Annotated in this window: 16 protein-coding genes; all 16 read left to right on the plus strand. The window is 73.2% G+C overall.

Features of this window, described 5'->3' with window-relative positions:
• The 16 genes from AC07BS_RS00940 to AC07BS_RS01015 are packed head-to-tail and all read left to right on the plus strand — an operon-like array spanning position 1 to position 25,538.
• On the plus strand, positions 1–465 hold the full coding sequence (locus AC07BS_RS00940) for a hypothetical protein (RefSeq protein ID WP_478929152.1): 465 nt from the start codon (positions 1–3) through the stop codon (positions 463–465).
• Positions 462–1,772, plus strand: coding sequence for a Pvc16 family protein (locus AC07BS_RS00945; RefSeq protein WP_478929154.1), 1,311 nt, complete (start codon positions 462–464; stop codon positions 1,770–1,772). Before AC07BS_RS00940 ends, AC07BS_RS00945 begins: the two co-directional genes overlap by 4 nt.
• Positions 1,769–3,700: an ATP-binding protein gene (locus tag AC07BS_RS00950; protein ID WP_478929155.1), complete on the plus strand. Its 1,932-nt coding sequence runs from the start codon at positions 1,769–1,771 to the stop codon at positions 3,698–3,700. Before AC07BS_RS00945 ends, AC07BS_RS00950 begins: the two co-directional genes overlap by 4 nt.
• Entirely contained in the window at positions 3,691–3,960 is a 270-nt protein-coding gene (locus AC07BS_RS00955) for a hypothetical protein (RefSeq protein WP_478638921.1), read from the plus strand. Before AC07BS_RS00950 ends, AC07BS_RS00955 begins: the two co-directional genes overlap by 10 nt.
• Positions 3,957–11,318, plus strand: coding sequence for an eCIS core domain-containing protein (locus AC07BS_RS00960; protein WP_478929157.1), 7,362 nt, complete (start codon positions 3,957–3,959; stop codon positions 11,316–11,318). The genes AC07BS_RS00955 and AC07BS_RS00960 overlap by 4 nt, the downstream gene beginning before the upstream one ends.
• Complete coding sequence (locus tag AC07BS_RS00965) at positions 11,315–12,721, plus strand: eCIS core domain-containing protein (protein ID WP_478929159.1); 1,407 nt, start codon at positions 11,315–11,317, stop codon at positions 12,719–12,721. The genes AC07BS_RS00960 and AC07BS_RS00965 overlap by 4 nt, the downstream gene beginning before the upstream one ends.
• Positions 12,718–13,374, plus strand: coding sequence for a hypothetical protein (locus tag AC07BS_RS00970; protein WP_478638914.1), 657 nt, complete (start codon positions 12,718–12,720; stop codon positions 13,372–13,374). The genes AC07BS_RS00965 and AC07BS_RS00970 overlap by 4 nt, the downstream gene beginning before the upstream one ends.
• Complete coding sequence (locus tag AC07BS_RS00975; RefSeq protein ID WP_478929161.1) at positions 13,371–13,736, plus strand: hypothetical protein; 366 nt, start codon at positions 13,371–13,373, stop codon at positions 13,734–13,736. The genes AC07BS_RS00970 and AC07BS_RS00975 overlap by 4 nt, the downstream gene beginning before the upstream one ends.
• Positions 13,729–14,901, plus strand: a complete 1,173-nt coding sequence (locus AC07BS_RS00980; protein ID WP_478929163.1) for a hypothetical protein — start codon at positions 13,729–13,731, stop codon at positions 14,899–14,901. The genes AC07BS_RS00975 and AC07BS_RS00980 overlap by 8 nt, the downstream gene beginning before the upstream one ends.
• The gene (locus AC07BS_RS00985; protein ID WP_478638905.1) at positions 14,898–15,407 is read left to right on the plus strand and encodes a phage baseplate assembly protein V; all 510 of its coding nucleotides are present in this window, start codon (positions 14,898–14,900) and stop codon (positions 15,405–15,407) included. Before AC07BS_RS00980 ends, AC07BS_RS00985 begins: the two co-directional genes overlap by 4 nt.
• Positions 15,407–15,751, plus strand: coding sequence for a hypothetical protein (locus AC07BS_RS00990; RefSeq protein ID WP_478638902.1), 345 nt, complete (start codon positions 15,407–15,409; stop codon positions 15,749–15,751). Before AC07BS_RS00985 ends, AC07BS_RS00990 begins: the two co-directional genes overlap by 1 nt.
• Positions 15,748–16,107, plus strand: coding sequence for a GPW/gp25 family protein (locus AC07BS_RS00995; RefSeq protein ID WP_478638899.1), 360 nt, complete (start codon positions 15,748–15,750; stop codon positions 16,105–16,107). The genes AC07BS_RS00990 and AC07BS_RS00995 overlap by 4 nt, the downstream gene beginning before the upstream one ends.
• On the plus strand, positions 16,104–18,509 hold the full coding sequence (locus AC07BS_RS01000) for a putative baseplate assembly protein (RefSeq protein WP_478929166.1): 2,406 nt from the start codon (positions 16,104–16,106) through the stop codon (positions 18,507–18,509). Before AC07BS_RS00995 ends, AC07BS_RS01000 begins: the two co-directional genes overlap by 4 nt.
• Positions 18,506–21,034 carry a putative baseplate assembly protein gene (locus AC07BS_RS01005; protein WP_478929168.1) on the plus strand — a complete coding sequence of 843 codons (2,529 nt, stop codon included), beginning with the start codon at positions 18,506–18,508 and terminating at the stop codon, positions 21,032–21,034. Before AC07BS_RS01000 ends, AC07BS_RS01005 begins: the two co-directional genes overlap by 4 nt.
• Positions 21,031–23,241, plus strand: a complete 2,211-nt coding sequence (locus AC07BS_RS01010) for a hypothetical protein (protein ID WP_478929170.1) — start codon at positions 21,031–21,033, stop codon at positions 23,239–23,241. Before AC07BS_RS01005 ends, AC07BS_RS01010 begins: the two co-directional genes overlap by 4 nt.
• A complete protein-coding gene (locus AC07BS_RS01015; protein WP_478929172.1) occupies positions 23,238–25,538 on the plus strand; it encodes a DUF6519 domain-containing protein in 2,301 nt (766 codons plus the stop codon). The genes AC07BS_RS01010 and AC07BS_RS01015 overlap by 4 nt, the downstream gene beginning before the upstream one ends.
• Positions 25,539–25,558: the final 20 nt, after the last annotated feature.

Genomic DNA, 25,558 nt, shown 5'->3' on the forward strand with positions numbered 1-25,558 from the left:
GTGGGCCCTCCCCTCCCCGTCACCAACCGCCCCGCCGAGGCGCCCGCCCCCGTACACCTGAGCCCGCCGTCGACGCCGGAACCGGTCCGTCCCGCCGCCACCCCCGACCCCCCAGCCACGCCACCCGCCCACACGGCGCCACCACCCCCCGACACCGACGGCCAGCAGCCGACACGCGCCCCCGCCCGCGTCGTCACCCGTCTGAAGGAGCCCCACCCCTCCACCCCGGACCGCCGCCCCACGGCCGACAGGCCGGTCATGGCGCACCTCACCCCCGCACCCGAGGCACCCCGCGACCCCGCTCCCCAGCCCCGTCCTCCCGTCATCACCGTCTCCGTCGGCCGCGTGGACGTCCGCGCCACGCCGCGTCCCGTACCCCCGGTGGCCTACGCGCCCGCGCCGGCGCGGCCCTCCACCGTGCCCTCCCTGGAGGACTACCTGGCGGGTCTGGGAGGTGGCGCGTGAGCAACGGGTACGCCCTCGCCGCCGTCACCGCGGTCCTGCGCAACCGGCTCAACCACCACCTCACCGCCGCCGGCCTGTCCGGCGCCGTGGGCGACGTGACGGTGAGCGCGCTGCCACCGGACCGCATCCCCGTGGGCAGCGGGGAACCGACCCAGCTCAATGTCTTCCTCCACCAGGTCACCCCCAACCAGGCCCTGCGCAACACCGGTCTGCCCTCCACCGACTCCACGGGCGCCGGCGTCGACGCCCACCCCCTCGCCCTCGACCTCCACTACCTGCTCACCGCCTACGGAGCGGACATGTACATCGGCGAGATCGTGCTCGGGCACGCCCTGCGGGCCCTGCACGACGAGCCGCTGCTCACCCGGCCGCTCATCAGGGAGGCGCTCAACCCGGGCACCCCCGACCCGACGCTGCCGCCGGTGCTGCGCGAATCCGGCCTGGCCGAGCAGGTGGAGACCATCCGGCTCACCCCCACCGTCATGACGGCCGAGGAGATGTCGAAGGTGTGGTCCGCGCTGCAGGCGCACTACCGGCCCACGGCCAGCTACACGGCCCGCGCGGTGCTCATCGACAGCCAACGCCCGCGCCGGCCCGCGCTGCCCGTCGCCGACGGCGGCGTGTCCTCGCGGGGCCTCGCCCAGCTGCCCCCGGTGCTCGACGCCGTCGAGAACGCCGCGGGCGGCGCCCCGATCACCGCCGGCAGCACCGTCGTCCTGCGCGGCCGCGACTTCGCCACCGACGGTGTCCTCCTGCTGGGAGAGGCCGAGCACCCCCTGACGGTCGCCGAGGAGATCACCCCGGGGACGATCACCGTGCGCCTGGCGGAGGTGATGCCACCGCTGCGCGCGGGCGTCGTCGCGGCCCAGGTACGGATGAACGTGGCGCTCGGCCACCCGGAGACCGCGCACGCCGCCTACCCGTCGAACTCCATGGCCTTCGTCCTGGCCCCGGCCATCGCCACAGTGGAGGCGCGGGTGACGAGCACCGGGACCGCCGGCGACGTGCAGGTGGGCACGGGCCGCGTCGACATCGCCCTCAACCCGCCGGTCACCGCGCGGCAGCGGGTCACCCTGCTGCTCAACGAGGTGACCCCGACCGCCGGGCGGCGGGCACGCAGCATCGCGCTCGCGGCCCCTCCCGACAACGGGGTGCCACCCGGGGCGGGGGAGACGGCGACGATCGCCTTCCCGTTCGCCCGCGTCCCGCGCGGCGACTACGTCGTACGGCTGTCGGTCGACGGCGCGGAGAGCCCGCTCGCCAAGGACGGGTCCGGCCGCTACGCCCTGCCGAAGGTCACACTGTGAACGGCGAGTGGGCGCGGGCCAATCACCGGTGGCTGGCGGCGGCGGTCACCGGGATGGAGACCAGGCTGCGCCGGTACGCCGGCCTGATCGCGGACGACGACCCGGAGCCGGCCGAGGCGCGGCAGGCGTGCGAGGAGGCGGCCGCCGCCCTGCCCGGCAGGTCCGCGCTGGACGCCCTCGCGTGGGCGTACCGGCTCACCGCGTTCGAGCGGGACGTACTGCTGCTGACCGCCGCCGACGAACTCGACCCCGGCATCCGGGCGGTGTGCTCCCTGGCCAACGGCGGGGCCCACGACCATCCGACCTTCGGACTCGCCCTCGCCGCCCTCGACGAGCCGCACTGGAGCGCCATCACACCGGACGGGCCGCTGCGCTCCGGCCGCCTCGTCGACGTGGGCGAGGGCCGGCTCGTGGACGCCCCCTTGCAGATCGACGAGCGGGTGCTGCACAGCCTGCTCGGGGTGTCCCGGCTCGACCGCCGCCTCCAGCCGTACCTGGTGCCGGTGCGCCGCCCCGCGCTGCCGTTGCCCGCCAGCCTGGTGTCCGTCGCCGACCAGGTGCGCGCGGTATGGGCCGCGCCCCGGACGGGGCCGGTGCCCGCTGTGGTCCTTCACGGCCCGGAGCCACGCGACCTCGGCGTGGTGGTGGCGGAGGCCGCCGACGGGCTGCCGGTGTACTCGGTGAGCGCGGCGGAGCTGCCGCCGGGAGTGGTGGAGCGGGAGACGTTCGCGCGGCTGTGGGAGCGCGAGGCGCTGCTCGACGGCGCCGTGCTGATCATCGACTGCCCGGACGGCGGTCCGCTGGAGCGGCAGGCGGTGGCGGCACTGACCGCCCGCGTCGACGTGCCCGTCGTGCTGGCCGCGGCCGACCCCGTGCCCGTGCCGGGCGCGGCGGCCCCGATCGCCGTGGGGCGGCCGCCGCGGGCGGAGCAGCGGCAGCTGTGGCGGGCGGTGCTCGACGACGAGATCCGCTCGGACGACCGGCTGGCCCGTCACGTCGACGAGGCGACCACACAGTTCGACGTGGGATACGCCGACATCGCCGACGCGGCCGCCGACAGCATGGCGCCCTCCGCCGCGTCCCTGTGGCGACTGTGCCAGGCCCGCTCGCGATCGCGCCTGGGCGACCTGGCCCAGCGCATCGAGCCCCGGGCACGCTGGTCCGAACTGCGGCTGCCCGCCGACCAGTACGCGACCCTGCGCGACATCGCCGCCCAGGTGCGGGGCCGGGCCAAGGTCCACCACGAGTGGGGGTTCGACCGGCTCTCCCGGCGCGGGCTCGGCGTGAGCGCGATGTTCTCCGGCCCGTCGGGCACCGGCAAGACGCTCGCCGCCGAGGTGATCGCCGGGGAACTCGACCTCGACCTCTACCGCATCGACCTGTCCGCCGTGGTCAGCAAGTACATCGGCGAGACGGAGAAGAACCTGCGGGCCGTCTTCGACGCCGCGGACAAGGGCGGCGCGGTGCTGCTCTTCGACGAGGCCGACGCCCTCTTCGGCAAACGCACCGAGGTCCGCGACAGCCATGACCGCTACGCCAACATCGAGGTCAGCTACCTCCTGCAGCGCATGGAGTGCTACCGCGGCCTCGCCGTCCTCACGACCAACACCCGCTCCGCGCTCGACCACGCGTTCCTGCGCCGGCTGCGGTTCGTCGTGCACTTCCCCTTCCCCGACCCCGCCCAGCGGGCCGACATCTGGCGCGTGGTCTTCCCCCCGGAGGTGCCCACCAGAGGCCTGGACCCCGAACGGCTGGCGCAGCTCAACGTCACCGGCGGCAGCATCCGCAACATCGCCCTCCAGGCCGCCTTCCTCGCCGCCGACGCCGACGAGCCGGTCACCATGGGCCACGTCCTGCGCGCGGCGCGCGGCGAGTACGCCAAGCTCGACCGGCCGATCACCGCCGTGGAGGCCGGGGGATGGGCGTGAACGACGGGGACGCGGACGTGGAGCTGCGCATCGGCGAGATCGCCGTGCACGGTGTGGAGGTGGCGCGGCCGGACCTGCTGGGCCCGGCGTTCGAGGCGGCGTTCGCCCGGCTGCTGTACGACCGCGGCGTGCCGCCGAGCTGGTCCACCGGCGGGCTCACCGCCCCGGAGCGGCCCCTCACCCTGGCCTCCGGCCCGACGGCGAGCACCGAGGCGCTGGCCGAGCGCCTGGCCCGTACCGTCTACGAAGGGCTGCGATGAGCGGCCCGGCGAAACGGACGACGAACCGCCCCGGCACCGCGGCCGCGTCCCCCACCTCCCTGGGCACCCGCCGCAACCGGCTCGTGCCCGAACGCGGAGCGTCCCTCACCCCGGACCGGCGGCGGCGACCGGGAACACGCATCCACCCGCGCATCGTCGACGCCGACAGCGCGCGCGCCGACCGCACCGCGCACCTGCTCGCCAGACTCGCCGGACAGCTCGGCTTCCGCTTCGCCGCCGCCAAGGTCGTGGTGGACGAGGAGGCCGCGCGCCGGACCGCGCCGCGCGGCGCCCGCGGCCTGATGGCCGACGGCGTGATCTGGCTGCACCCCGACCGCTACGACCCCGCCACCCCCGCCGGCCGCGCACTCCTCGCGCACGAGGCCGCCCACCTGGCCCAGCGCCACGCCCGCCGGCACCTCGCCGCCGTCGCCACCCTCGTCGACGCCGAGGCCGAAGCGGCCCGCGCCGCGGCCGACTTCGCCGAGGGCCGCGAACTCACCGCGGCGACCGCGGCACTCCCGGACGGGGCGGCGGCAGCCGACATCGGGGCCCAGGTCCTCGACACCTACGCCCGCGAGATCACGGTCATCCGGGCCCGGCTGAGGGGCGGCTGGCTCACCGGGATCGACGACGCCGACGTCTCGTACGTCCTGCTCGTCCTGGACCAGTACCAGTTCGCCACCTCCACCGCGATCGCCCGCGCGGTCGGCACCCCGTACCTCGCACGGCTGGCCGAGCAGCTGAGCGACGGCCACCGCCGCCGGCACCAGCAGTCCGTGCTCGCCTGGTACGGCGCGATGCCCGCCGACGACAGGCGCCGCCTGGACCGGCACCTGTTCGACGGCATGAACCTGGAGCAGGCGCCCCCCGCCGAGCGCGCCACCATCGTGGAGGTGCTGCGCGAGCTGCCCGGCAGCACGTTCACCGAGCTCCTCCAAGGCTCCGCACGCGCCCAGGTGCTGGAGATCATGCAGGCCCCGGTCCTGGACGAGGCACAGGGGGAACGCCGGAGGAAGGCCCGGGCCGCCGAGGAGCCGGAGCGCCTGGAGGGGCGGCCGGGACCCAGCGGCGACGAGAGGCTGAAGAAGATCGCCTCCGCCGTCCGCGACCGTATGCGCGGCTCCGGCCGGCAGGCCGTCCACGAGGCCCTGGACCTGCTGCGCGACCTGCTGCCCGGACCCGCCGACGGCGAGCGCGCCCCGAGCGACCGGCCGCTGTCACCGCGCCTGGGCGAGGTCGTGGAACAGCTGGAGCACGGCGGCGTCGTCGAGCGCATCGTCGACGGGCTGCCGGAGGGGGAGCGGAGCGAGAAGGACTCGTACGGCAAGGTCCTGCTGGAGGTCGTCCGCCACCGTCCGGTCGCCGCCAACCTCGCACGGCTGCGTGAACTCCTCTCCTACGGCTTCCTCCACGGCATCTTCGGCCTGGGCGGCATCAGCGCCGGCGAGGCATGGCTGGCCTACCAGATCGTCAGACGGCTGCCACCGGCGGACCAGGAACGCTGGCGACGGCTGGACAACGGGCTATGGTTCCGCCGGCTGGAGGACCACATCCCCGAGGAACGACGCGGTGGCGACTACGAGGGCATCGTCGTCGAGCGCGGCCCGGACGGCCGGCTGGCCGACGTGGCCTCCCGCGTCTCCGGCGCCCTCGCCGACGACGCGGGCCGCGCCGCCTGGGAACGTGTCCTGGCGGCGACCCGCGAGGGGATCGACGAGGCCCGCGCGCCCGGACTGCTGCTGCGCGTCAACGGGGTGGGGGAGCACGTCCCCGAGGCCCGCCGGGACGAGGTGCGGCGCGCGGTGGTGCTCCGCCTCGACCAGCTCGGCCTGCTCAGCGGAATCCTGGTGGCCCTGCCCGACCGTTTCCTCTTCGACATCGACAACCTGACCCTCGTCCGCCGCATCGCCGCGCTCCGCGACCCCGAGCACAACCGGAGGCAGGTCAACGACCTGATCAGACGCAACTTCTGGCACCAGGTCCCCATCATCGGCATCCTCTTCTCCTCGTGGTCGGTCTCCGCCCACGAGGCGTTCATCGCCTTCCAACTGGTCCGGCTGCTCCCCGAGGCCGACCGGCGGGAGCTGGAGGCCAGTGGTCAGTGGGGCGCCATGGTCGACGCGATGACCGTGGAGATGCGGCACGCGAGCGGGGTCCACCTCTTCGCTGACCGGCACGGACAGGAACGCGACCGGATCCAGGAGCGGCTGCGGGACAACAGGCTCTGGGCAGGCCCACGGGCGGCGGAACTGCGGACGCTCGTACGCCTGGCCATCGAGCTCGGCCTGCGGCGGTTCGTCTTCGACCGGTCGCGCGAGACCCGGGCGTTCGCGGTCGAGGATCTGAAGCCCATGGTGGAGGCGTTCAAGCTCTACGCCGAACCGCACCGCACGCGCTACGAAGCGGAACGGCTGCCCCTGGAAGAGGCCCCGCAGGATTTGTGGGGCGTGATCCGGCGGGTGGGCGGCTGGTTGTGGGTGAAGCTGCGCGCACTGAGCACGCTGGGCAGAAGCCTGCGGGCCGGGAAACACGGCGTCGGCGTCGAGAAACTGGACCTCGGCGCGGTCCAGGACCTGCTCGGCGGGTCACTCGGCCCCGCCGTCCTGGCCGGTCCTGAGAAGGAGCGGACCGGCGGCCCGGGCCCCACGGCAGCGTCGGCCGAAGGAAGCAACCAGCTCACGCTGCTCTACGACCCGCCCACGGGACTGCTGACCTTCAGCCTGCCCCGCCTCGAAGTGACGTCGCTCAATCAGATCTCCTCCGGAAGCGCCCTGCGCGGCAACCGGATCGTTCTGACCGGGCTGTCCGGAGTGGCGAAGTTCCCGCCGCGTCGCGACGACCGGCCGGACGCGGTGAGCCTCACCCTCTCCCAGGCCGAGATCACCGACCTGCTGATCACCGGGGACGACCTGCTGGTGGGCATCGCGCGTCTCGCCGTGCACACACTCGGCCTCCTCCGGAGCGAGACCGGCATGGACGAGCCCCTCCCCACGGCGCCCGGAAGCGACTACGCCCTGCCCATCCCCATCGTCGGGCCACTCGTGTCGACCGTCATCGAGCTCGTCCGGACCGTGGGAAAGACCCAGCAGGCGGCCCGCTCGGCCTTCTCGCTGCGCGGACTCCGGGTGACTCTCGGCAGCGTCGAGTTCGCGGGTATCGCCTACGGCTCCGGGATCACCGCGCATTCCGCGCGTATCGACAACGTCCTGCTCGGGGTCGGGCTCAACCGGCCCGCCTACCTGCGATCTTTGCAGGAGGTGCTGCGGCGCCGGCTCGCCCGCGCGGTCGATCGCCGAGCCGATGCCGCGACACGCGGCGCGCTCGAGCGGCGGATCGCACAGACACAAGCGGAACTCGAAGCGCTCAAGGGGCGCGAGAGCCGGCTGACCGAGCTGCGGCGCCGATACGTACGCGACCCCGGCACCGTCACCGAGGCGGAACGCCGCGAGGCGGCCGCCCTCGAACGCGAGATGACCGGCGGGGCGGTCCTCGACATCGAACGCATCGCGCTCGAAGGCCTGGACGGGGACGTCCAGTCGGAGAAGATCGAACTCTCCGGTGTGACGGGTGAGGTGTCCGCACCGGTATTCGGCCCGGACACCGCCCCCCTGTCGTCGGTGTTCGTCACCGACCCCGAGCGGATCGCGGAATTCCGCCAGCGCGCCGGCCACACCCCGTCCACGGCCACGACGGCACCCGCCGTACTGCCCCTCCGGGCCGAGGAATCCGTGGCCACCGCCATCCAACAGCGGGGCGACATCCCGCCCTCCGCATCCCTGCGGAAGCAGCTGGACAGCCTGCCACCGGGCACGCCCGAGGACCGTAGGAAGCGGCTGGGCGCGCTCGTCAAGCAGGTCGAGGACTACGAGAAATCGCAGCAGCAGGCCCGCGAGCACGCACTGAGCCCGGGGGACAGGCGCAAGCTGGACGACGCCCGCGACGAGCTGCAGCGCCTCTTCGGTTTCCGGGCGGCCCGCGTCCACGCCCAGGGCGTGGGCGCCGACCTGCTGATCGGGCCCGCGCTGACCCGCCTGGAGCGGGGCGAGGCCGTCGCGGAGTCCTTCACCGCGGAAGACGTCTCCTACGGCGGCTACTTCACGGCGGAGAAGATCACGGGCGGGGGCGTGGGCGCCACGTGGACCAGCCGCGGCGGCGACCGGGCCGGCGGACCCGGGCGGCAGAACATCACCTTCCACGCGGACCGGCTCAAGGCCACCGGAGCCGTCGTCGACTGGGCGGGCAACCGGGCCACCGAGATCGGCGTCAACGGCCTGGCCGGCGAACTGGAAGTCCTGCGCGTCACACCCGGCGGCCCGGCCCTGGGGCTGCGGCTGCCGCGCCTGACGGTGGCCTCCGCCACGGTGGCCGGCCTCGACTACCGCACCAGCGGCGTCTGGCTGCACTCCACCGGCACCACCCGTGTCACCGGGATCGAGCTCACCGCCGAACTCCACCGCACCGCCGGCACGGACGGCCCCGGCTGGATCGTCAGGGTGCCCCACCTGCGCCTGGACCGGGTCAGCGCCGACCGGCTCCTCCTCGAACGGAACGCGCCGGGCACCCCGTTCCGCGCCGAGATCACCTCCGGATCGCTGCTCAACATCGACGTCAAGGACTACGTCTTCCGCCTGGGCACCGCGCGGGCCGACGACCAGCCGCCGCGCCGCTTCGAGATCGGTGGCCTCGACCAGCTCCGCTTCGACGTGGCGCTGGGCGCGCTCGGCGGCGGTTCGGGCGTGCTGTCCGGCGTCACCGCGACGGGACGACCACAGCTGACCGGCACCCTCGTCGTCCAGGCGGGGGCCGACGCCGAGCAGGGCGGCGAGCGGATCGATCTGACCGGACTGCAGCTGACCCAGGGCGTGCTCAGCACCAGGAGCGGCCGCGTCCGGATCAAACGGCTCACCGTCGGCGCCTCCGTGCACCACTCCGGCGACGTATGGACCGTCCGCGAGCTGAAGGTGCCCGAACTCCGGGTGGAGAAGCTGCGCTGGCGGACCGCCGACGGAGCCGAGATCACCTCACGGGGCCCCGCCGCACTGATCGGACTGTACGCCGTCGGCTCCCTCACCACGCCCCCCGGGCAGCCCGTACGCGTACATGTCGACCACCTCGGCATCGCCGCCATCACCGCCGAGCATCTGCGCTACCAGCAGGGCTCCCTCATCCTCGAACTGGGACGACCCGACGCTCCCCGGCGAACGGGACATCCGCCGCTGGAGATCCGCGACATCCGGTTGCTCGACCTGGACTGGTCGGCGACACGCGGCATCGACAAAGGGAGCCTGGACGTCGGCTCGGCGGCGGTCGAGTTCCACGGACAGCTCACCGACCACCTGCGGCTCGGGGCGACCGTCGAGGCCACCACGATCCACGCCGCCTTCGCCTCCGGCGGGCGCGTGGTCCTGCGCGCCCGGGGAACGGCCGACGCCGACGTGGCGGGGGAGGAACCCGGCCCGCCCGGCGCCCGGACACCCGAGCAGGAGGCCCAGGCCCACGTCAGGATCGCCGGACTGGACACCGGCGTCGTCGCCATCGGCCCCGACGGCATCGAATTCGGCCCCGGCGCCGAACCGGGCCTGCAGATCGCCGACATCACCGTCGACCGGATCCACTACGCCTCGCCCGGGCTGCGCATCGACAGCATCGGCGGAGGCCGCGGCGTCGTCCTGCGCCGCCCGCACGCCAAGTTCCGCGTGGAACTGCGCAACGCCGCCGAACGTAAGGCCGCCGGCCACGACGCCTCACCGATCCGCCGCATCCTCCTCAGAGAGCTCGGCATCGACGTCATCGAGGTCGACGGGCTCAAGGTCACCCTGCCCACCCTGCTGCCCCCCGACCCGGGGGGAGCCGGCCGCCCGGTGGAGCTGTGGCTGGCCCCCGGGGAGACCGGATCGCTGCGCGGCACGAGCCTGGTGCTGCCGCCCCAGGGAGCGGCCATCGCCGCCCCCACCGCACCCGGCGGCGGCTGGACCATCCCCGAACTGCACCTGCACGTCACCGGGGACACCGGCCCGGGAGCCGCCGCCGGCACCTCGGACGCCCTGCTGCTGCCCAAGCTGCGCGCCAGGATCGAGGGCATCCTCCCGGACGCCACCGCACGGGTGGCCGTCGAGCGCATCGACGTCGACCACCTCAGCGGCGGGGGAGTGGTCGTCGACCTGCGCCACCCCAGCATCACCGCGCTCCAGGCCCTCTTCCCGGGAACCCCGCGGCACCGGCTGCGTCTCGTCGGCCTCGGCCCCGGGCAGCCGCCCGAGGCGGGCGGAGTACGTGCCGAGCGAGCCCGGTTCGACAGCGGCACGAACCAGCTCACGATCACCGAGCTCGGCCTCAAGGGACTCTCCTACGAGAACGCGGACGCCGGCCTGGAGGTCACCGTCGACAGCGCCAGGGCGCCCGGCGAAATCCGCGCCACCCTGCAGAAGGCCGAGCACGTCACCATCCCCGAACTGGTCGTCGACGACGCCTCCCTCCGCCTGGACCTGTCCCAGCAACCGGCCGCGCCGCCCGCGGCCAAGCCGTGGACGGAGCTGCTGACCCGCCTCGGCCCCTACCGCCAGGTCTTCGACTCGCTGCAGGGCACCATCACATTCACCATCCACCAGACGGCCACCGGCTGGTTCCGCACCGACACGCCCGTCGATCTGAAAGTCACTGACGGACGGCTCGATTACCAGGAGATCGAGCGGCAGATCATCGGCGGCTACCTGGCGCTCGTGCGCTTCGACATCCCCGCCGGCAAGTCCGAACTGGATCTCACGCTTTACCTCCCCACGGTCCAGGCCGACCCGGCGATGGGCCCACCCATGCCCGGGCCGAGCGGCGCCCTGGAACTGCCACTGGCCGTGTGGCACCTGGACCGCGACGAACTCCGCCAGGCCGACCTCGCACGCCAGATCCGCCTGTGGCGCCTGCTCAACCTCGAAGGCGAGCTGCGCAACCGCCTCGACACCCCCTCCAAGCCCGGCGCGGCGCCCAGCCCGGTCGAACTGCGCGCCATCACCCTCGACCTCGCCGCACGCAGCGCCCGTCCCCTCCCCATCGACCTCGCGGAGGCCGGCCGGGGCAAGGTCACCGGCAAGGTGATCCTGGCACCCGACGCGCTCAGCAGCCTCCTGCTGACCGGCGAGCTCCCCGGCACCGTGAGACAGGACCGGGCCAATCTGGCCCAGGCGAAGATCGAGACGACGGAGGTCCACCTGCCCGGCGGCCCCGGGCTGCGTACCGGCGCGATCGTGATCACCGGCCTGCACGACCTGGCCATCGTCCTGAGCCCGGGCTGGGAACCCAGGCTCCTCAGCGGCCGCATCGACCGTGCCGTCGCCCGCGACATCACCTGGAGGCGACCGTGACCCCGTACACCCGTATGCCCCGCGACCTGCCCCACCGCTCCGGCGACGGCCCGGCACCGCGCCGGCGGCGCGCCGAGCACGAGGCCGACAGGACGGCCAAGGCCGCGTTGCGCACCACCGACCCCCTCGGCCGCACACCGACCGGCGATGTGCCCCACACGGACAGTCCCCGCCCCTGCCCCGGCGTCGGACGCCCTCTCGACGACGACCGGCGGTTGTTCTTCGAGCGGCGGCTCGGCGCCGACCTGAGCCGGGTACGCGTCCACGACGACGCCGCCGCGGCCGATGCCGCCGACGAGGAGCACGCCCGCGGCTACACCGTCGGCGACCATGTGGTCCTCGCCTCCGATGCCGACCACGACGTGCTCGCTCATGAACTGGTCCACGTCCTGCAACAACGCCGGGCCGGCCGCACCGCCCTGCAACGCCAGGAACGCCAACCGACCGAGACCAAGCACCTCGGGCCACCGACCACGCCCTTCGACATCGTCCGCACCCGCCCGACCGCCGAGCACGCGCGCGTGCTCTTCCAGCACGACTCGCTCTCGCTCGGCGGCTTGGACCTGAAGGCCCTGCAGCCCGCCCTCGAAGGCAACCGGCCCCTCCAGGTCGACATCGACGGCTACGCCAGCAGCGAGGGCGCCGCCGAGCACAACCTCAACCTCTCCGCACACCGCGCCGCCATGGTCGCCGCCGCGCTCTCCCCCCTTCTGCCCGAGGGATCGGTCGTCCGCCTGCACGCCCATGGGGCGACGGATGAATTCGGCCCCGACCCCGCCGCCAACCGCAGAGCCGGCATCAGGCTGACCGAAATCTCCGAGCCCGCCTCCCCACCCGCCCCGCCCCTGGGCACCCGCCCCCGCCTCGTACCCCACCTGGAGCTCAAGCCTCCGGTGGGCCTCCCGCTGCCGCCGGGCACCCTGCCCCCGGTGCCGGACGTACAGCTGCGCCCACCCCACCTGCCCGGGCGGGAGGCGCCACGCGATCCCCTGCCCGATCTGAAGCCCCAGGCACCGGGGCCTTCCGTGCTCAGGCCCGACGTGTTCGCGCCCCCACCGCAGCCCTTCTCGTCGACCCGCCCGCTCGTCGACTGGCCCGCCCTGCGCCAGGTGTTCACCGACCACGGCGCCGGCACCATTGACGCCCGCACCGGCGCCGCCGCCGAAGCCTTCACCCTCCGCTGGTACCAGAACTACCGTTCCCTGGGCTTCTCCGAGGAGGACGCCAAGTCGTTCGCCAACTTCGGCACCCGCGTCGCCGTCGGCCGTGAGCTGAGCCGCGAGGGCAACACCCTCAAGGACCGCAGCGACGAGGAACTGCGTCGCCAGGGCCTGCCCACCCCCATCGAAGGCAGCGTCGATCTCATCGATGCCCTGCGCTGGATCAAGAGGAAGAAGCGATGAGCCCCCAGGTCTCCCCGCGCACCGTCCGCGGTGGCCTCGTCCTCCTCGACGCCACCAGCAACGCCGTGCGCCGCGTGATCAGCCTCCAGTACAACCCCGACACCGTCACCCGCACCTTCCAGATCCGGGGCGCCGGCGGCGACGCCGGGGCCCGGGCGGAGGCGCTGCGCCTGACCGGGCCGCCCCAGCAGAGCATCACGCTGGACGCGGAGTTCGACGCCACCGACCAGTTGGAGTTCCCCGAGGCCCACCCCACGGTGGTGGAGGTGGGGCTGCGCGCGCAGCTCGCGGTCCTGGAGACGATGGTGTACCCGTCCGCCGACGCCGTGCGCGGATCGGCCGCGCTGGCCGCCGCCGGGGCGCTGGAGATCGCGCCCACCCCGGCGCCGCTGACCCTCTTCGTGTGGTCCAAGGACCACATCACGCCGGTGCGCATCACGGAGTTCTCCATCACGGAGGAGAGCTTCGACGCCCGGCTCAACCCGACGCGGGCCAAGGTCCATCTCGGCATGCGCGTGTCCACCGTCAACGACGTCGGATTCGCCAGCGGGGCGGGCGGTCTGGCCATGACCCACCACCAGCGGCTCGAACAGCTCGCGGCCCGGCAGGCCTCCGCCGGCATCGACACGCTGGGGATCGGAGCCCTGCCATGAGTATCGACCCCGCCGCCTTCCTCGCCTCCGTCACCACCGCCCCGCCGGTCCACCACGCGCCCAACAGCCGCTACCGCGACATCCCCACCGCCGAACTGACCAACCCCGACGGCACCTCCACCGTGTACCTGCGGCGCCGCTTCGTTCCGCAGCCCGACCGGCTCGCCACCGTGGGCCGGGTCCGCGTCCGCGACGGCGACCGCATCGACACCCTCGCGGCGGAGGTCTTCGGTGACCCCACGCTCTTCTGGCGCCTCGCCGACACCGGCCTCGAACCGCGGCCCGCCGACCTGACGGCCTACCCCGGCCGCGTCCTGCGGGTGACGGCGGCCGAGGGCATCCCCGGAGGCGGCGGTGCTTAAAGGAATCACCTTCACCCTGCTCATCGGCGCCGTCCGCGTCGAGCCGGTGCCCGCCGAGGTCGTCGACGCGCTGCTGGAGGCGCAGGTCACCGTGGCCGCCGGGCAGCGCAGCGGCTTCCAGCTGAAGTTCGCCCTCGCCAAGGACGGCATGCTCAACACCCGGCTGCTGCCCGGCCGCGGCCTCGACCCGCCCAACCGGGTCATCCTCGTCGTCCACGTCGACGGCGTACCGACGGTCCTGATGGACGGCGTGATCACCCGCCACGACCTGGTGCCCTCCAACGACACCGGGCAGTCCACCCTCACCCTCACCGGCGTGGACGTCACCCAGATGATGGACCTCGTCGACATGTCCTGGCTGCCCCTGCCCGCCATGCCGCCCGAGCTGTGCGTGGGCTTCATCGTCGCCAAGTACGCGATGTACGGGATCGTTCCGCAGATCGTGCCCAGCGTCCTGCTCCTCGCCCCCAACCCCCTCCAGCGGATCCCCAACCAGCAGGGGACCGACTACGAGTACGTCACCAAGCTGGCCGACGACGCGGGCTACGTCTTCTACGTCGAACCGGGCCCGCGCCCCGGCCGGAACCTCGCCTACTGGGGGCCCGAGATCCGCGCCGGCCAGGCGCAGCCGGCGCTCAGCGTGAACATGGACGCGGCCACCAACGTGGAATCGCTGTCCTTCTCCTTCGACGGCATCTCCAAGTCCGTGCCCGTGGTCCTCGGACACCTGCCGCACGCCCACCTGACCATCTCCGTCCCCGTGCCGGACATCACCCCCCTCAACCCGCCGCTCGGACGCAAGATCCCGCTCCCCCTGACGGTCAAGCCGATCAACGCCGGGCGCAAGGCGTCGGCGTCCGAGCAGACCCACGAACGCGACGACGCCACCGCCAAGTACGACATCGTCGAGACCACCGCTCGGGCGCTGGCCAGGGCCGCCCAGTCCGCGAACGTCGTCTCCGCCTCGGGGTCGCTGGACGTCCTGCGCTACGGCCGGCTCCTCCAGGCCCGCCGCCTGGTCGGCGTACGCGGCGCCGGGCCCGCGTACGACGGCGAGTACTACGTCAAGAGCGTCACCAGCACCCTCAAGCCCGGCGAGTTCACGCAACGGTTCAGCCTGAGCCGCAACGCCCAGGTGGCCACCTCGGGAGCAGTCAGTCCATGAGCAAACGCTATTTCGGCAAATACCGCGGCACGGTCATCAACGACATCGACCCCCTCAAGACCGGCCGGCTGCTGGTCCAGGTGCCCGACGTGACCGGCCCCGGCCCCTCGACCTGGGCCATGCCCAGCTTCCCCGCCACCGGCGCGCAGCACGGCACCTGGATGCTGCCCACCCGGGGCGCCGGCGTGTGGGTCGAGTACGAACAGGGCGACTCGCACTACCCCATCTGGACCGGCTGCTGGTACGGCAGTGTCGCCGAGGTGCCCGCCATGGCCCTCGCCGCCCCGCCCGGCGTACCGCACGTCGTCCTCCAGACCGTCCGGCAGAACGCCCTGGTCATCTCCGACGCCCCCGGCCCCGCCGGCGGCATCCTCATCAAGTCGGCCACCGGCGCCCTGATCTCCGTCAACGAACTGGGCATCACCCTCAGCAACGGCAAAGGAGCGAGCATCACCATGACGGGCCGCACGGTCACCGTCAACCAAGGCGCCCTGGTGGTGACCTGATGCCCGGCACCCTCCTCCACGTCGGCGCCTCCGTCTCCTGCCCGCACGGCGCCACCGCCCAGACCACCACCTCGAACACCAGGGTGTTCGCCGGCGGCGCCGCCGTCGCCACCCTCCCCGACACCACCACCGTCGCCGGATGCCCCTTCCAGGTCCCCGTCGGCGCCGGCACCAAGCCCCAGCCCTGCGTCCGCGTCCAATGGCAGGCACCCGCCACCCGGGTCCTGATCAACGGGCGCCCGGCCCTGCTCAACACCAGCACGGGCCTGTGCCAGAGCGCCGAGCAGATCCCCCAGGGGCCACCGGTGATCGCCTCGACCCAGACGAAGGTGACGGGACAGTGACCCACATCGCCACCCCGCTGCGCATCGACACCTCCGGTCGCACCACCGCGGTCGCGGGGGAGGAGTACATCCGCTCGCTCGTCCGCGAGGTGCTCTTCACCCAGCCCGGCGAACGCGTCAACCGGCCCGACTTCGGCAGCGGCCTGCTGCAACTCGTCCTGGCCCCCGCCGACGAGACCCTCGCGGCGACCACCCAGCTCACCGTGCACAGCGCACTCCAGCGCTGGCTCGGCGACCTCATCGAGGTCGGCGCCGTGGAGGTCGGCGCCGAACAGGAGACCCTGCGCGTCCTGGTCGCCTACACCGTCCGCGGTTCCGACCGCCGGGTCGTCGAGGAGTTCGGGTGGTCGCTGTGACCGACACGACCACCGGCACCGTCTTCACCTGTGTCAGCGAGGAACGGCGGCTGAAGGTCGCCGGGAGCACCACCCACAACGGCATCGACTACCTCGAACTCGACCCCGGGGACCAGCGCGTCCTCCTCGTCCACTTCGTGCATCCCCTGCCCGGGCAGCCCGGCGGCATCCCCGCCCCGGCCCCGCCCCTGGACAGCCGGCACCTGGTGATCGAGGGCGGCGAGCGGATCACCTCGATCTCCGTCGAGGACGCCCGGCCGGACTCCGACCGCGTCCTGCGGGTCCGGACCGACCGGGCCGGTGACTACTCCACCTACACCCTGCGCCTGGTGAAGGGACCGGCGACCACCGAGCCCCCGGACGGCTTCGACCCCCTCCTGTCCGCCGTCCCCTTCTCGTTCAAGATCGCCTGCCTGGCCGAGTTCGACTGCCGCCCACCCGAGCGGAACGTCCCCGCGCCCCTGACCGAACCGGTCCTGGACTATCTGGCCAAGGACTACGAGGGCTTCCGCCGCCTCATGCTCGACCGGCTCGGCACCCTGCTGCCGACCTGGACCGACCGCAGCCCCGCCGACGCCGTCGTCATCCTCGTCGAACTCCTCGCCCACGTCGGCGACCAGCTCAGCTACTTCCAGGACGCCGTCGCCACCGAGGCCTACCTCGGAACCGCCCGCAGCAGGATCTCCGCCCGCCGTCACGCACGCCTGCTCGACCACCCCGTCCACGACGGCTGCAACGCCCGCACCTGGATCAGCATCGAGGTCGGCAAGGGCTCGGCGAGCGACGGCAAACCGCTGCCGGCCGGGAGACGCGTCCTCCTCGGCCGCCGCGAGGACTCTCCGACGCTCACACCGGACCGGGCCGACGCCCTGGACGACGTCGTGACGTTCCAGACCATGCACGACATCACCCTGTACGCCGACCGGTCCGAGATCCCCATTCACACCTGGAGTGCCGAGACCTACTGCCTGCCCGCCGGCTGCACCGGCACCACCCTCGTCCACACCGGAACCCCCCTGGCCCCCGGTGACCTCCTGCTCCTGGAGGAGACGGCCGGCCGACGGACCGGGCTGCCGGCCGACGCCGACCCCACCCATCGTCAGGTCGTGCGGCTGGTCGAGGCCGTCCGCTGCAAGGATCCCATCGAGAACCTCGACGTGGTCGACGTCCGCTGGCACCAGGCGGACGCCCTGACGTTCCCCCTGTGGGTGAAGGCGGCCACGGCACCCGGCCGGCCCGCGCAGACACTGGCCGTCGCCCGCGGCAACATCGTCCTGGCCGACCACGGACGCGAGGTCACCAGCGACCTGCCGCCCGTACCCGACACCGGACGCTACCGGCCCCTGCTGCCCCGCATGCCCGTCAGCCAGGCCGAGCCCTACCCGCAGGAACGCGCCCGCACCCTGCCCGCCGCCGATGCCACCCGGCGCTCGCCCGGCGCCGCCGTACCCCAGGTGGATCTCATCGAGGGCGACGAACGCTGGAAGGCCCGGCTCGACCTGCTGGCCAGCGACCGCTTCGACCGCGACTTCGTGGTCGAGACCGAACGCGACGACAGCGCACGCCTGCGCTTCGGTGACGACGCCCACGGCCGCCGGCCGACCGCCGGCACCAGGCTGCGCGCCGTCTACCGCGTCGGCAACGGCCCCGAGGGCAACGTCGGACACGACACCCTGCGACGCCTGGAGTGGGACCTGCCCGGCATCCTCCGCGTCACCAACCCCCTGCCCGCCACCGGCGGCCAACGCCCCGAATCCATGGCGGAGATCCGCGAATTCGCCCCCCAGGCCTTCCGCGTCCAACAACGCGCGGTCACCGAAGCGGACTGGGAGGAAGTGGCCCGGCGCCACAGCGAGGTGCAGAACGCCAAGGCACGCTTCCTGTGGACCGGCAGCTGGTACACCGTCCACCTGACCATCGACCGCACCGGCGGCGGCGCCGTCGTCGAGGACCCCGCCTTCCTCGCCGACCTCACAGCCCACCTCGAACGCTTCCGTATCGCCGGCTACGACCTCGAAGTGGCCGGACCCGTCCCCGTCCCCCTCGAACTCGACCTACGTGTCTGCGTCCGCCCCGGCTACTTCCGCAGAGACGTCGAGCAGGAACTCCTGGACGTCTTCGGCAACCGCCCCAGGGCCAACGGCACCCGCGGCTTCTTCTCACCCGACAACTTCACCTTCGGCCAGACGCTCTACCTCAGCGAGATCCACCGGGCCGCCATGGACGTGGCCGGCGTCGCCTTCGTGACGATCACCGCCTGCCACCGCTTCGGCCGCCCACCCGCCGGCGAGCTCGACGACGGCCGCGTCACCGCCGGCGACCTGGAAGTCCTCCGCCTCGACAACGACCCCGACCGGCCCGAGCTCGGCCGGCTGCTCATCACCGCCGAAGGGGGAATGTGAACGGAACCGACTGCGGCTGCCCGGACACCGGCCCCGCACCCGTACGCGCACCGGCCAACCCGCCCGGCCTGGACGCGCTGGCCTACCGCATCGGCACCCACGGCGCCTTCAAGGCCGCCATGCTCGACCGGCTGGGAGGCGACGCCGTCCTGCGCCGCCTGGCCACCCGCGACGACGGCGACCCCCTCGTCGCGCTCGTCGACGCCTGCGCCTCCATGCTCGACGTGCTCACCTTCTACCAGGAACGCATCGCCGACGAAGGATTCCTGCGCACCGCCACCGAGCGCATGTCCGTCCTCGAACTCGCCCGTGCCATCGGCTACGAACTGCGCCCCGGAGTCTCGGCCGGCACCGCCCTCGCCTTCACCCTCACCGAACCCGAACGGGTCACACCCCCACCCGGTGTCGACATCCCCGCCGCCCTCCTCGCCGTCACCACACCCCCCTCGGTCCGCATCGCCGTGGGCACCCGGGCGCAGAGCATCCCCGGCCAGGACGAGCTGCCCCGCACCTTCGAGACCGACGAGGAGATCGAAGCCCGCCCCGAATGGAACGCCCTGCGCGTACCGGCCACCGCACCCGTTCCCCTCGTCCTCGGCAGCACCACCTGGTACCTCGACGGCACCGCGACCGGCCTCACCACCGGGGACGTCGTCCTGCTCCTCGCCGACGGCACGGACAACCCGACGAAAAGGGCCTGGGACGCGAGCCGCGTGGTGACCCTGAGCACGGTCGAACGCGAGGGATCGATCCCCGCCCACACCGTGGTCACCGCCGACTCCCTGCGACCGATCCTCCCCCCGCCCCAGCAGGCGCAGGCCTACGCCCTGCGCACCCGAGCGGCCGTCTTCGGTCACAACGCCGTGCCGTGGGAGACCCTGCCCGTGGCCCTGCGCGTGGGGGAGTGGGTGCCCAACCCGCCCGAACCACCCGTCCCGCCCGGCGGCGACGTGCCCCCGCCCGAACCCACCTGGGTCACCGGCCCCTACGCACACCGGAAGGACAGCTGGGCCGACGCACCCTTCCCCGCGGGCACCACCGAGATCCTGCTCGACCGCCTCTACCCCGGCATCGTCCCCGGCAGCTGGGTGGTCCTCGCCGCCGAAGGCCGCGCCCAGGCCTACACGGTCGAGGACGTCTACGAGGAGACGGCCGCCGACTTCCTCCTCCAGGCCCAGGTCACCAAACTGGTGCTGACGGGCCCGGACATCCAGCGGTTCTCGCCGCGCACCACCACCGTCCACGCCCAGCCGGAGCCGCTGCCCACCGCCGAACACCCGCTGACCACACCGCTGTCCGGCGACACGATCACCCTGGCCGGACAGGTCCCGCGGCTGCCGCCACCGGGCCGGCTGGTGGCGGTGCGCGGCCGGCGCGACGGCACCGGCGACGAGGTCGCGGAGGTACGCCGCATCTCCAGGACGCGGACCGGACCGCCCGCCTCGCTGGAGCTCACCGAAGCCCTGACCCACGCCTACGTCCCCGACTCCGTGCGGATCAACGCCAACGTCGCCCCCGCGACCGACGGAGAGAGCCGCACCGAGATCCTGGGCAGCGGCGACGGCTCCGTGCCCTTCCCCTCGTTCACCCTGCTCGGCCGGCCCCTGACCCACGTACCGGCCGCCACCGCCTCCGGCGGCCGCAGCACGCTCACCATCCGCGTGGACGGCGTGCGCTGGACGGAGGTCGCCACCCTGCGCGGCCAGCCGCCCGACGCCAGGGTCTTCACCACCCGGATCGACGACGACGGCGTCGTCACCGTGCGCTTCGGCGACGGACGCACCGGCGCCCGCCTGCCCACCGGTCGCGACAACGTGGTCGCCGACTACCGGGTGGGCACCGGACGCGCGGGCGACCTGGACGCCGGCCGCATCAGCCTGCTGCTGTCCCGGCCCCTCGGACTCCAGGACGTCATCAACCCCGTCCCCGCCACCGGCGCCGAGGACCCCGAACGGCTGGACCAGGCACGCCGCAGCGCACCCGCCACCGTCCTCACCCTGGACCGGATCGTGTCGCTGCGCGACCACGAGGACTTCGCCCGCTCCTTCTCCGGCGTCCGCAAGGCCAGGGCCGGCGCCGAATGGGACGGGGAACGGCAGTTCGTCCGCCTCGTCGTCGACGCCGACCAGCCCACACGCGCCCGGCTGGCCGCCGGCATCGACGCCGCTCGGCACGCCGACCACCAGGTGCGCGTCGACTCCTACGACCCGCGCCCCTTCTCCGTGACGCTCGGGATCGGCACCGCCCCCGACCGCCTGCCCGGCGACGTCCTCATCGCCGTCACGAGGGCCCTGGCCGACGGCTTCTCCTTCAACCGCAGGGACTTCGGCCAGCCCGTCGCCGCCGGCGAGGTCCTGGCCGTCGCCCAGGGCGTGCCCGGCGTCCGCGGCGCGGTCCTGAGCGCCCTCCACCTCACCGAGGACCCACCGGACCGCGCCGACGTACTGCCCGCCGGCCCCGCTCAGCTCCTGACCCTGACGGAGGCCGACATCCACCTCACCGACCTCGTGGAGCACACGCCATGACCGTGGACACCGTGCAGAAGGCCGCACTCGCCGACGGCGACCGGCTCTACGCGCTGCTGCCCGCGGCCCTGCGCCGCACCGACGCCGAGACCGGCGGCGCCGTCAGGGCCCTGCTCGACCTCATGGCGGAACAGATCGCCGTCGTCGACGCCGACATCGAACAGCTCGGCGAGAACTGGTTCATCGAGACCTGCGCCCCCTGGGCCATCCCCTACATCGGCGACCTCCTGGGCGTACGCGGCGTCCACCAGGTGACCGGCGCGGTGGCCACCACCGGCCGGGCCTGGGTCGCCAACACCCTGCGCTTCCGCTGCCGCAAAGGCACCAGGGCCATGCTGGAACAACTCGCCCGCGACACCACCGGCTGGCCCGCCAAAGCCGTCGAGTTCTTCGAGCTGCTCTCCACCACCCAGCACGTCAACCACCCCAGGCCGCGGCGCCCGGCCTCCGCCGACCTGCGCCGCGCCGACGCCCTCGAACTGGTCGGAGGGCCCTTCGACACCTTCGCCCACACCGCCGACATCCGGACGATCACCGGAGAGACGGGCTGGTTCAACATCCCGCACATCGGCCTGTTCCTCTGGCCCATCGGCTCGTACCGGCTCGAGCGTGTCACCCCCCGGCCGGCCGACCCGGACGACGGCCGTTACCGGGTGGACCCCCTGGGCGCCGACCGCCCCCTGTTCGTCCGGCCCGCGAGCGAGAGCGACATCGAACACGTCGCGCAGGAGGAGAACATGCCCGGACTCCTGCGCCGCCGGCCCCTCTACACCGAACTGGAGGAACGGCGCGCGGCCCTGTCGACCGGACGCGCACCGACCGGCCGCTTCTTCGGCGTCGACCCGGTCTTCCGGGTGTACGCGGCCAAGGACGCGGCGGACACCCTGGAGCCCGTACCGGAAGAACGCCTCCACGTCTGCGACCTGAGCACCTGGCGACGCCCCGCCGAAGCCGGGCACGTCCTCGTCGACCCCGTACTCGGGCGGATCTCCTTCCGCGACCGCCCGCACCGCGTGCGCGTCAGCCACGCCTACGGAGCGGGCGGCGACCTCGGCGCCGGCTCCTACAGCCGCCGCGACAGCCTCGACGCGGTCCTCGACCGCCCCGTCGACTGGCAGGTCGGCGTCCGGGCCCCCGAACCCGGCGACAGCTCGGAAGAAGTCCTTTACCCCGACCTGGCCTCCGCGGTCGCCGCGTGGAACGCGTGGCAGGACGAGCACCCCGGGACGTTCGGAGTGATCACGGTGATGGACAACCACCGGTACACCGACCCCCTCACCGAGGGCGCGGGCATCCGCGTCGGGCCGGGCGGCAAACTGGCCGTCCTCGCCGCACAGTGGCCGTTGCTCCCGGTCCCGGGCGCACCGCCCGACAAGAAGGAGCGACGGGCCGGCCACATCGAGTTGGCCGGGCTGCGGCCGTGCGTCGCGGGCACCGTCGAGGTGACCGGCACCGCGACCGCCGGCGCCGGGCCCGGCGAGCTGCTGATCAGCGGGCTGCTCATCGACGGCGACGTACGGGTGAGGGCCGCCGCGTCCGGTGGCCTCGGCCGGCTCGTCGTCCGCGACAGCAGCCTCGTGCCCATGGCCGGCGGGCTGCGCGTGGAGTCCGGCAACCCGGAGCTGACCGTGGAGGTCCACCGCTCCATCACCGGACCCGTCACCCTGCCCGCCACGGTGCGAGGACTCCAGGTCGACGACTCCGTCGTCCAGGCGGCGGGGGGCCGCGCGCTCGACACGCCGGGCACCGACGTCACCATCGAACGCAGCACGGTCCTCGGCGCCACGGTGGGCCGCAAACTCTTCGCCTCCGACACCCTCTTCACCGCCCAGGTGGACATCGAACGCGGCCAGGCCGGATGCGTACGGTTCAGCTACGTACCGCGCGGCTCCCGCACCCCCCGCCGGTACCGGTGCCAGCCGGACACCGTGGCGCAGGCCGCGCCACCGACCCACGACGAGGTGGTGAGCTCCCGGCTCGTACCCCGCTTCCTGTCCACCGAATTCGGTCACTTCGGCTACGCCTACCTCGTCCCCGACAGCCCCGACGAGTTGCTCACGGGCGCCGAGCAGGGGGTCGAGATCGGCGCGTTCGGCGTCGTCCAGCGGCCCCAGCGGCTGGCCAACCTGACCCGGGCACTGGACGAGTACCTGCCGTTCGGACTCGAAGCCGCACCCTTGATCGTCACTCCCAGGAGCCAGCAGTGAAAGCCGACACCAGCCGCTCGACGTTCGACGCGACCAAGCACTTCCGCCAGGTGTTCCGCCAGCAGGGCCGGGTGGACCTCGACGCCGACTGGAACGAACAGCAGGACATCCACGACCACCTGCGCACCGCGACCACCGCCCACCTCGTCGGCCCGGCCGGCGGGCCCGCCGCGGCGGCCGCCTTCGCCCTCACCACGGACGGCACCGGCCTGCGCGTCTCGAACGGCCGCTACTACGTCGACGGCGTCCTCGTGGAATGCGACGGGCCGCCCGAGGGCACGGACGTCTGGGCCCAGCAGGACCTGCCGCCCCACGCGCCGATCATCCGCCTCACGAACGGCACGGACGTCCCCGGCCCCACCCCGCCCGCCAGCCGCTACCTCGTCTACCTGCATGTGTGGGACCTGCACCGCACCGCCCTGGAGGAGGCGACGGTACGGGAAGTCGCGCTCGGCGGCCCCGACTCGACCACGCGCGTCAAAACGGTGTGGCAGGTCAAACTGCTCCAGCTCGGCGACCTGACCACCCGCGTCGACTGCACCGCCGACACCCCCGAGTGGCAGGCGCTCACCGCCGCCTCGACGGGCCGCCTGGAGGCCAGGGCCGAGCCCGCCCAGGACACCGCCGGAGACCCCTGCATCGTGCCCGCCGGCGGCGGATTCCGCGGCATCGAGAACCAGCACTACCGCGTCGAGATCCACCGCGGCGGCGCGGCCGCCGACACCACCTTCCTCTGGGCCCGGGACAACGCCTCCACCGCGGCCACCTGGGTGGCGGGACCGGACGCCAAGGGGGCCATCACCGTGGCCGGGCCCGGCCGGGACGAGGTCCTCGGCTTCACCGCCGGCATGTGGGTCGAACTGACCGACGACACCCGCGAGCTGCTCGGTCGGCCGGGTGAGCTGGTCCGCCTCACCGAGGTCGCCGGCAACCGCCTCACCCTGGAGGACCCGACCGGGATCGACGTCGGCGACTTCCCCCTCCGGCCCCGGGTGCGCCGGTGGGAGGCGGCGGAGCAACCGGTGACCCCGCCCGGGACCGGCGACGGCTGGATCGCGCTGGAATCCGGCGTCCAGGTCAGGTTCGCGACCACCCGTTACCGCACCGGCGACCACTGGCTCATCCCCGCCAGAACCCACCTCGCCGACATCCTCTGGCCCCGGAGCCCCGACGGCACCACACCGCTGCCACAGGAGCCGAAGGGCATCCGGCACCGGTTCGCCAAGCTCGGGGTGGTCACCTTCGACGGCACCAAGTGGAAGGACCCGCACGACTGCCGCGAACTCTTCCCCGACCTCACCCAGCTGGTCACCCTCCGCGCCGTCAGCGGGGACGGCCAGACCGTGCTGCCCCTCCAGAGCGGCACTCCGGACCTCGTCGAACTCCCCGAACCGATCGTCGTCGGCGTCTCCAACGGCGGCCTGCCCGTCCCGGGCGCCCGGGTCCGTTTCACCGTGCGGCCGGGGGAGGGGCGTGTGGGGGGTGTGGACGACAAGGGCGTCGCCGTGACCAACGGACTCGGCCTGGCCACCGTCTCCTGGGAGCTGCGGCTGGGCGTGGACACCCAGACGCTGCGGGCCGACCTGCTGGACGACGGGGACGGTACGGTCGGGCTGCCCGTGTTCTTCAACGCCTCCCTCCTCACCGCCGAGCGCACGTCCTACACGCCCAACAACAGCTGCCCCGATCTGGCGTCCGCCGCCACCGTCCAGGAAGCCATCGACACGCTGTGCCGGCGACCGGCCGGACTGCCGCAGCAGAAGGGCGTCCATGTGACGAACGTGGCGGGGGGCGGCTTCGACCTCCTGCACAACAATGCCACCGTTACTCTGAGCTCTCTCGGCCAGAAGATCGTCGTCGACGTGGACCGACCGCTGGACCCGGACACGGTGAGCCGGGCGACCTGCGCGGTCACGGTGGAGCTGCCCTACCCCCTCACCTCCGCGGATCAGGACGTCTGGGGGGTGAAGGTGGCCGGGTTCCAGATGTTCACCGTGGAAGGGGCGATCGAGACGGAGTCGTCCGACACCGCCATCAACTGGAAACCCACCGATGTGGCCGTCGCCTTCCTGAAGAAGGTGCTCAGCCGTATGCGCGAGCTGAACATGGACCCGAAGGTGCTGGCACGCCTCGTCCTGAAGGGCAGCTTCATCATGTCGGCCGACCACCAGCTTCACCTGGACGGCGACTCCTTCCTCGCCTTCACCAGCCAACAGGGCCTGGACGTCCGGCTCCCGAGCGGCGACGACCGCCGCGGCGGCACCTTCGACATGTGGTTCTGGATCAAGGAGGGCTAGTGGCGAACCCGTAGGACGCG

It is taken from the genome of Streptomyces sp. NPDC044063, assembly GCF_056434285.1.

Excerpts from the sequence above, each read along its gene's own strand:
- AC07BS_RS00985 (WP_478638905.1), top strand. The coding sequence starts at position 14,898 with ATGAGCAAACGCTATTTCGGCAAATACCGCGGCACGGTCATCAACGAC.
- AC07BS_RS00990 (WP_478638902.1), top strand. The coding sequence starts at position 15,407 with ATGCCCGGCACCCTCCTCCACGTCGGCGCCTCCGTCTCCTGCCCGCAC.
- AC07BS_RS00960 (WP_478929157.1), top strand. The coding sequence starts at position 3,957 with ATGAGCGGCCCGGCGAAACGGACGACGAACCGCCCCGGCACCGCGGCC.
- AC07BS_RS00975 (WP_478929161.1), top strand. The coding sequence starts at position 13,371 with ATGAGTATCGACCCCGCCGCCTTCCTCGCCTCCGTCACCACCGCCCCG.
- AC07BS_RS00970 (WP_478638914.1), top strand. The coding sequence starts at position 12,718 with ATGAGCCCCCAGGTCTCCCCGCGCACCGTCCGCGGTGGCCTCGTCCTC.
- AC07BS_RS01010 (WP_478929170.1), top strand. The coding sequence starts at position 21,031 with ATGACCGTGGACACCGTGCAGAAGGCCGCACTCGCCGACGGCGACCGG.
- AC07BS_RS00955 (WP_478638921.1), top strand. The coding sequence starts at position 3,691 with ATGGGCGTGAACGACGGGGACGCGGACGTGGAGCTGCGCATCGGCGAG.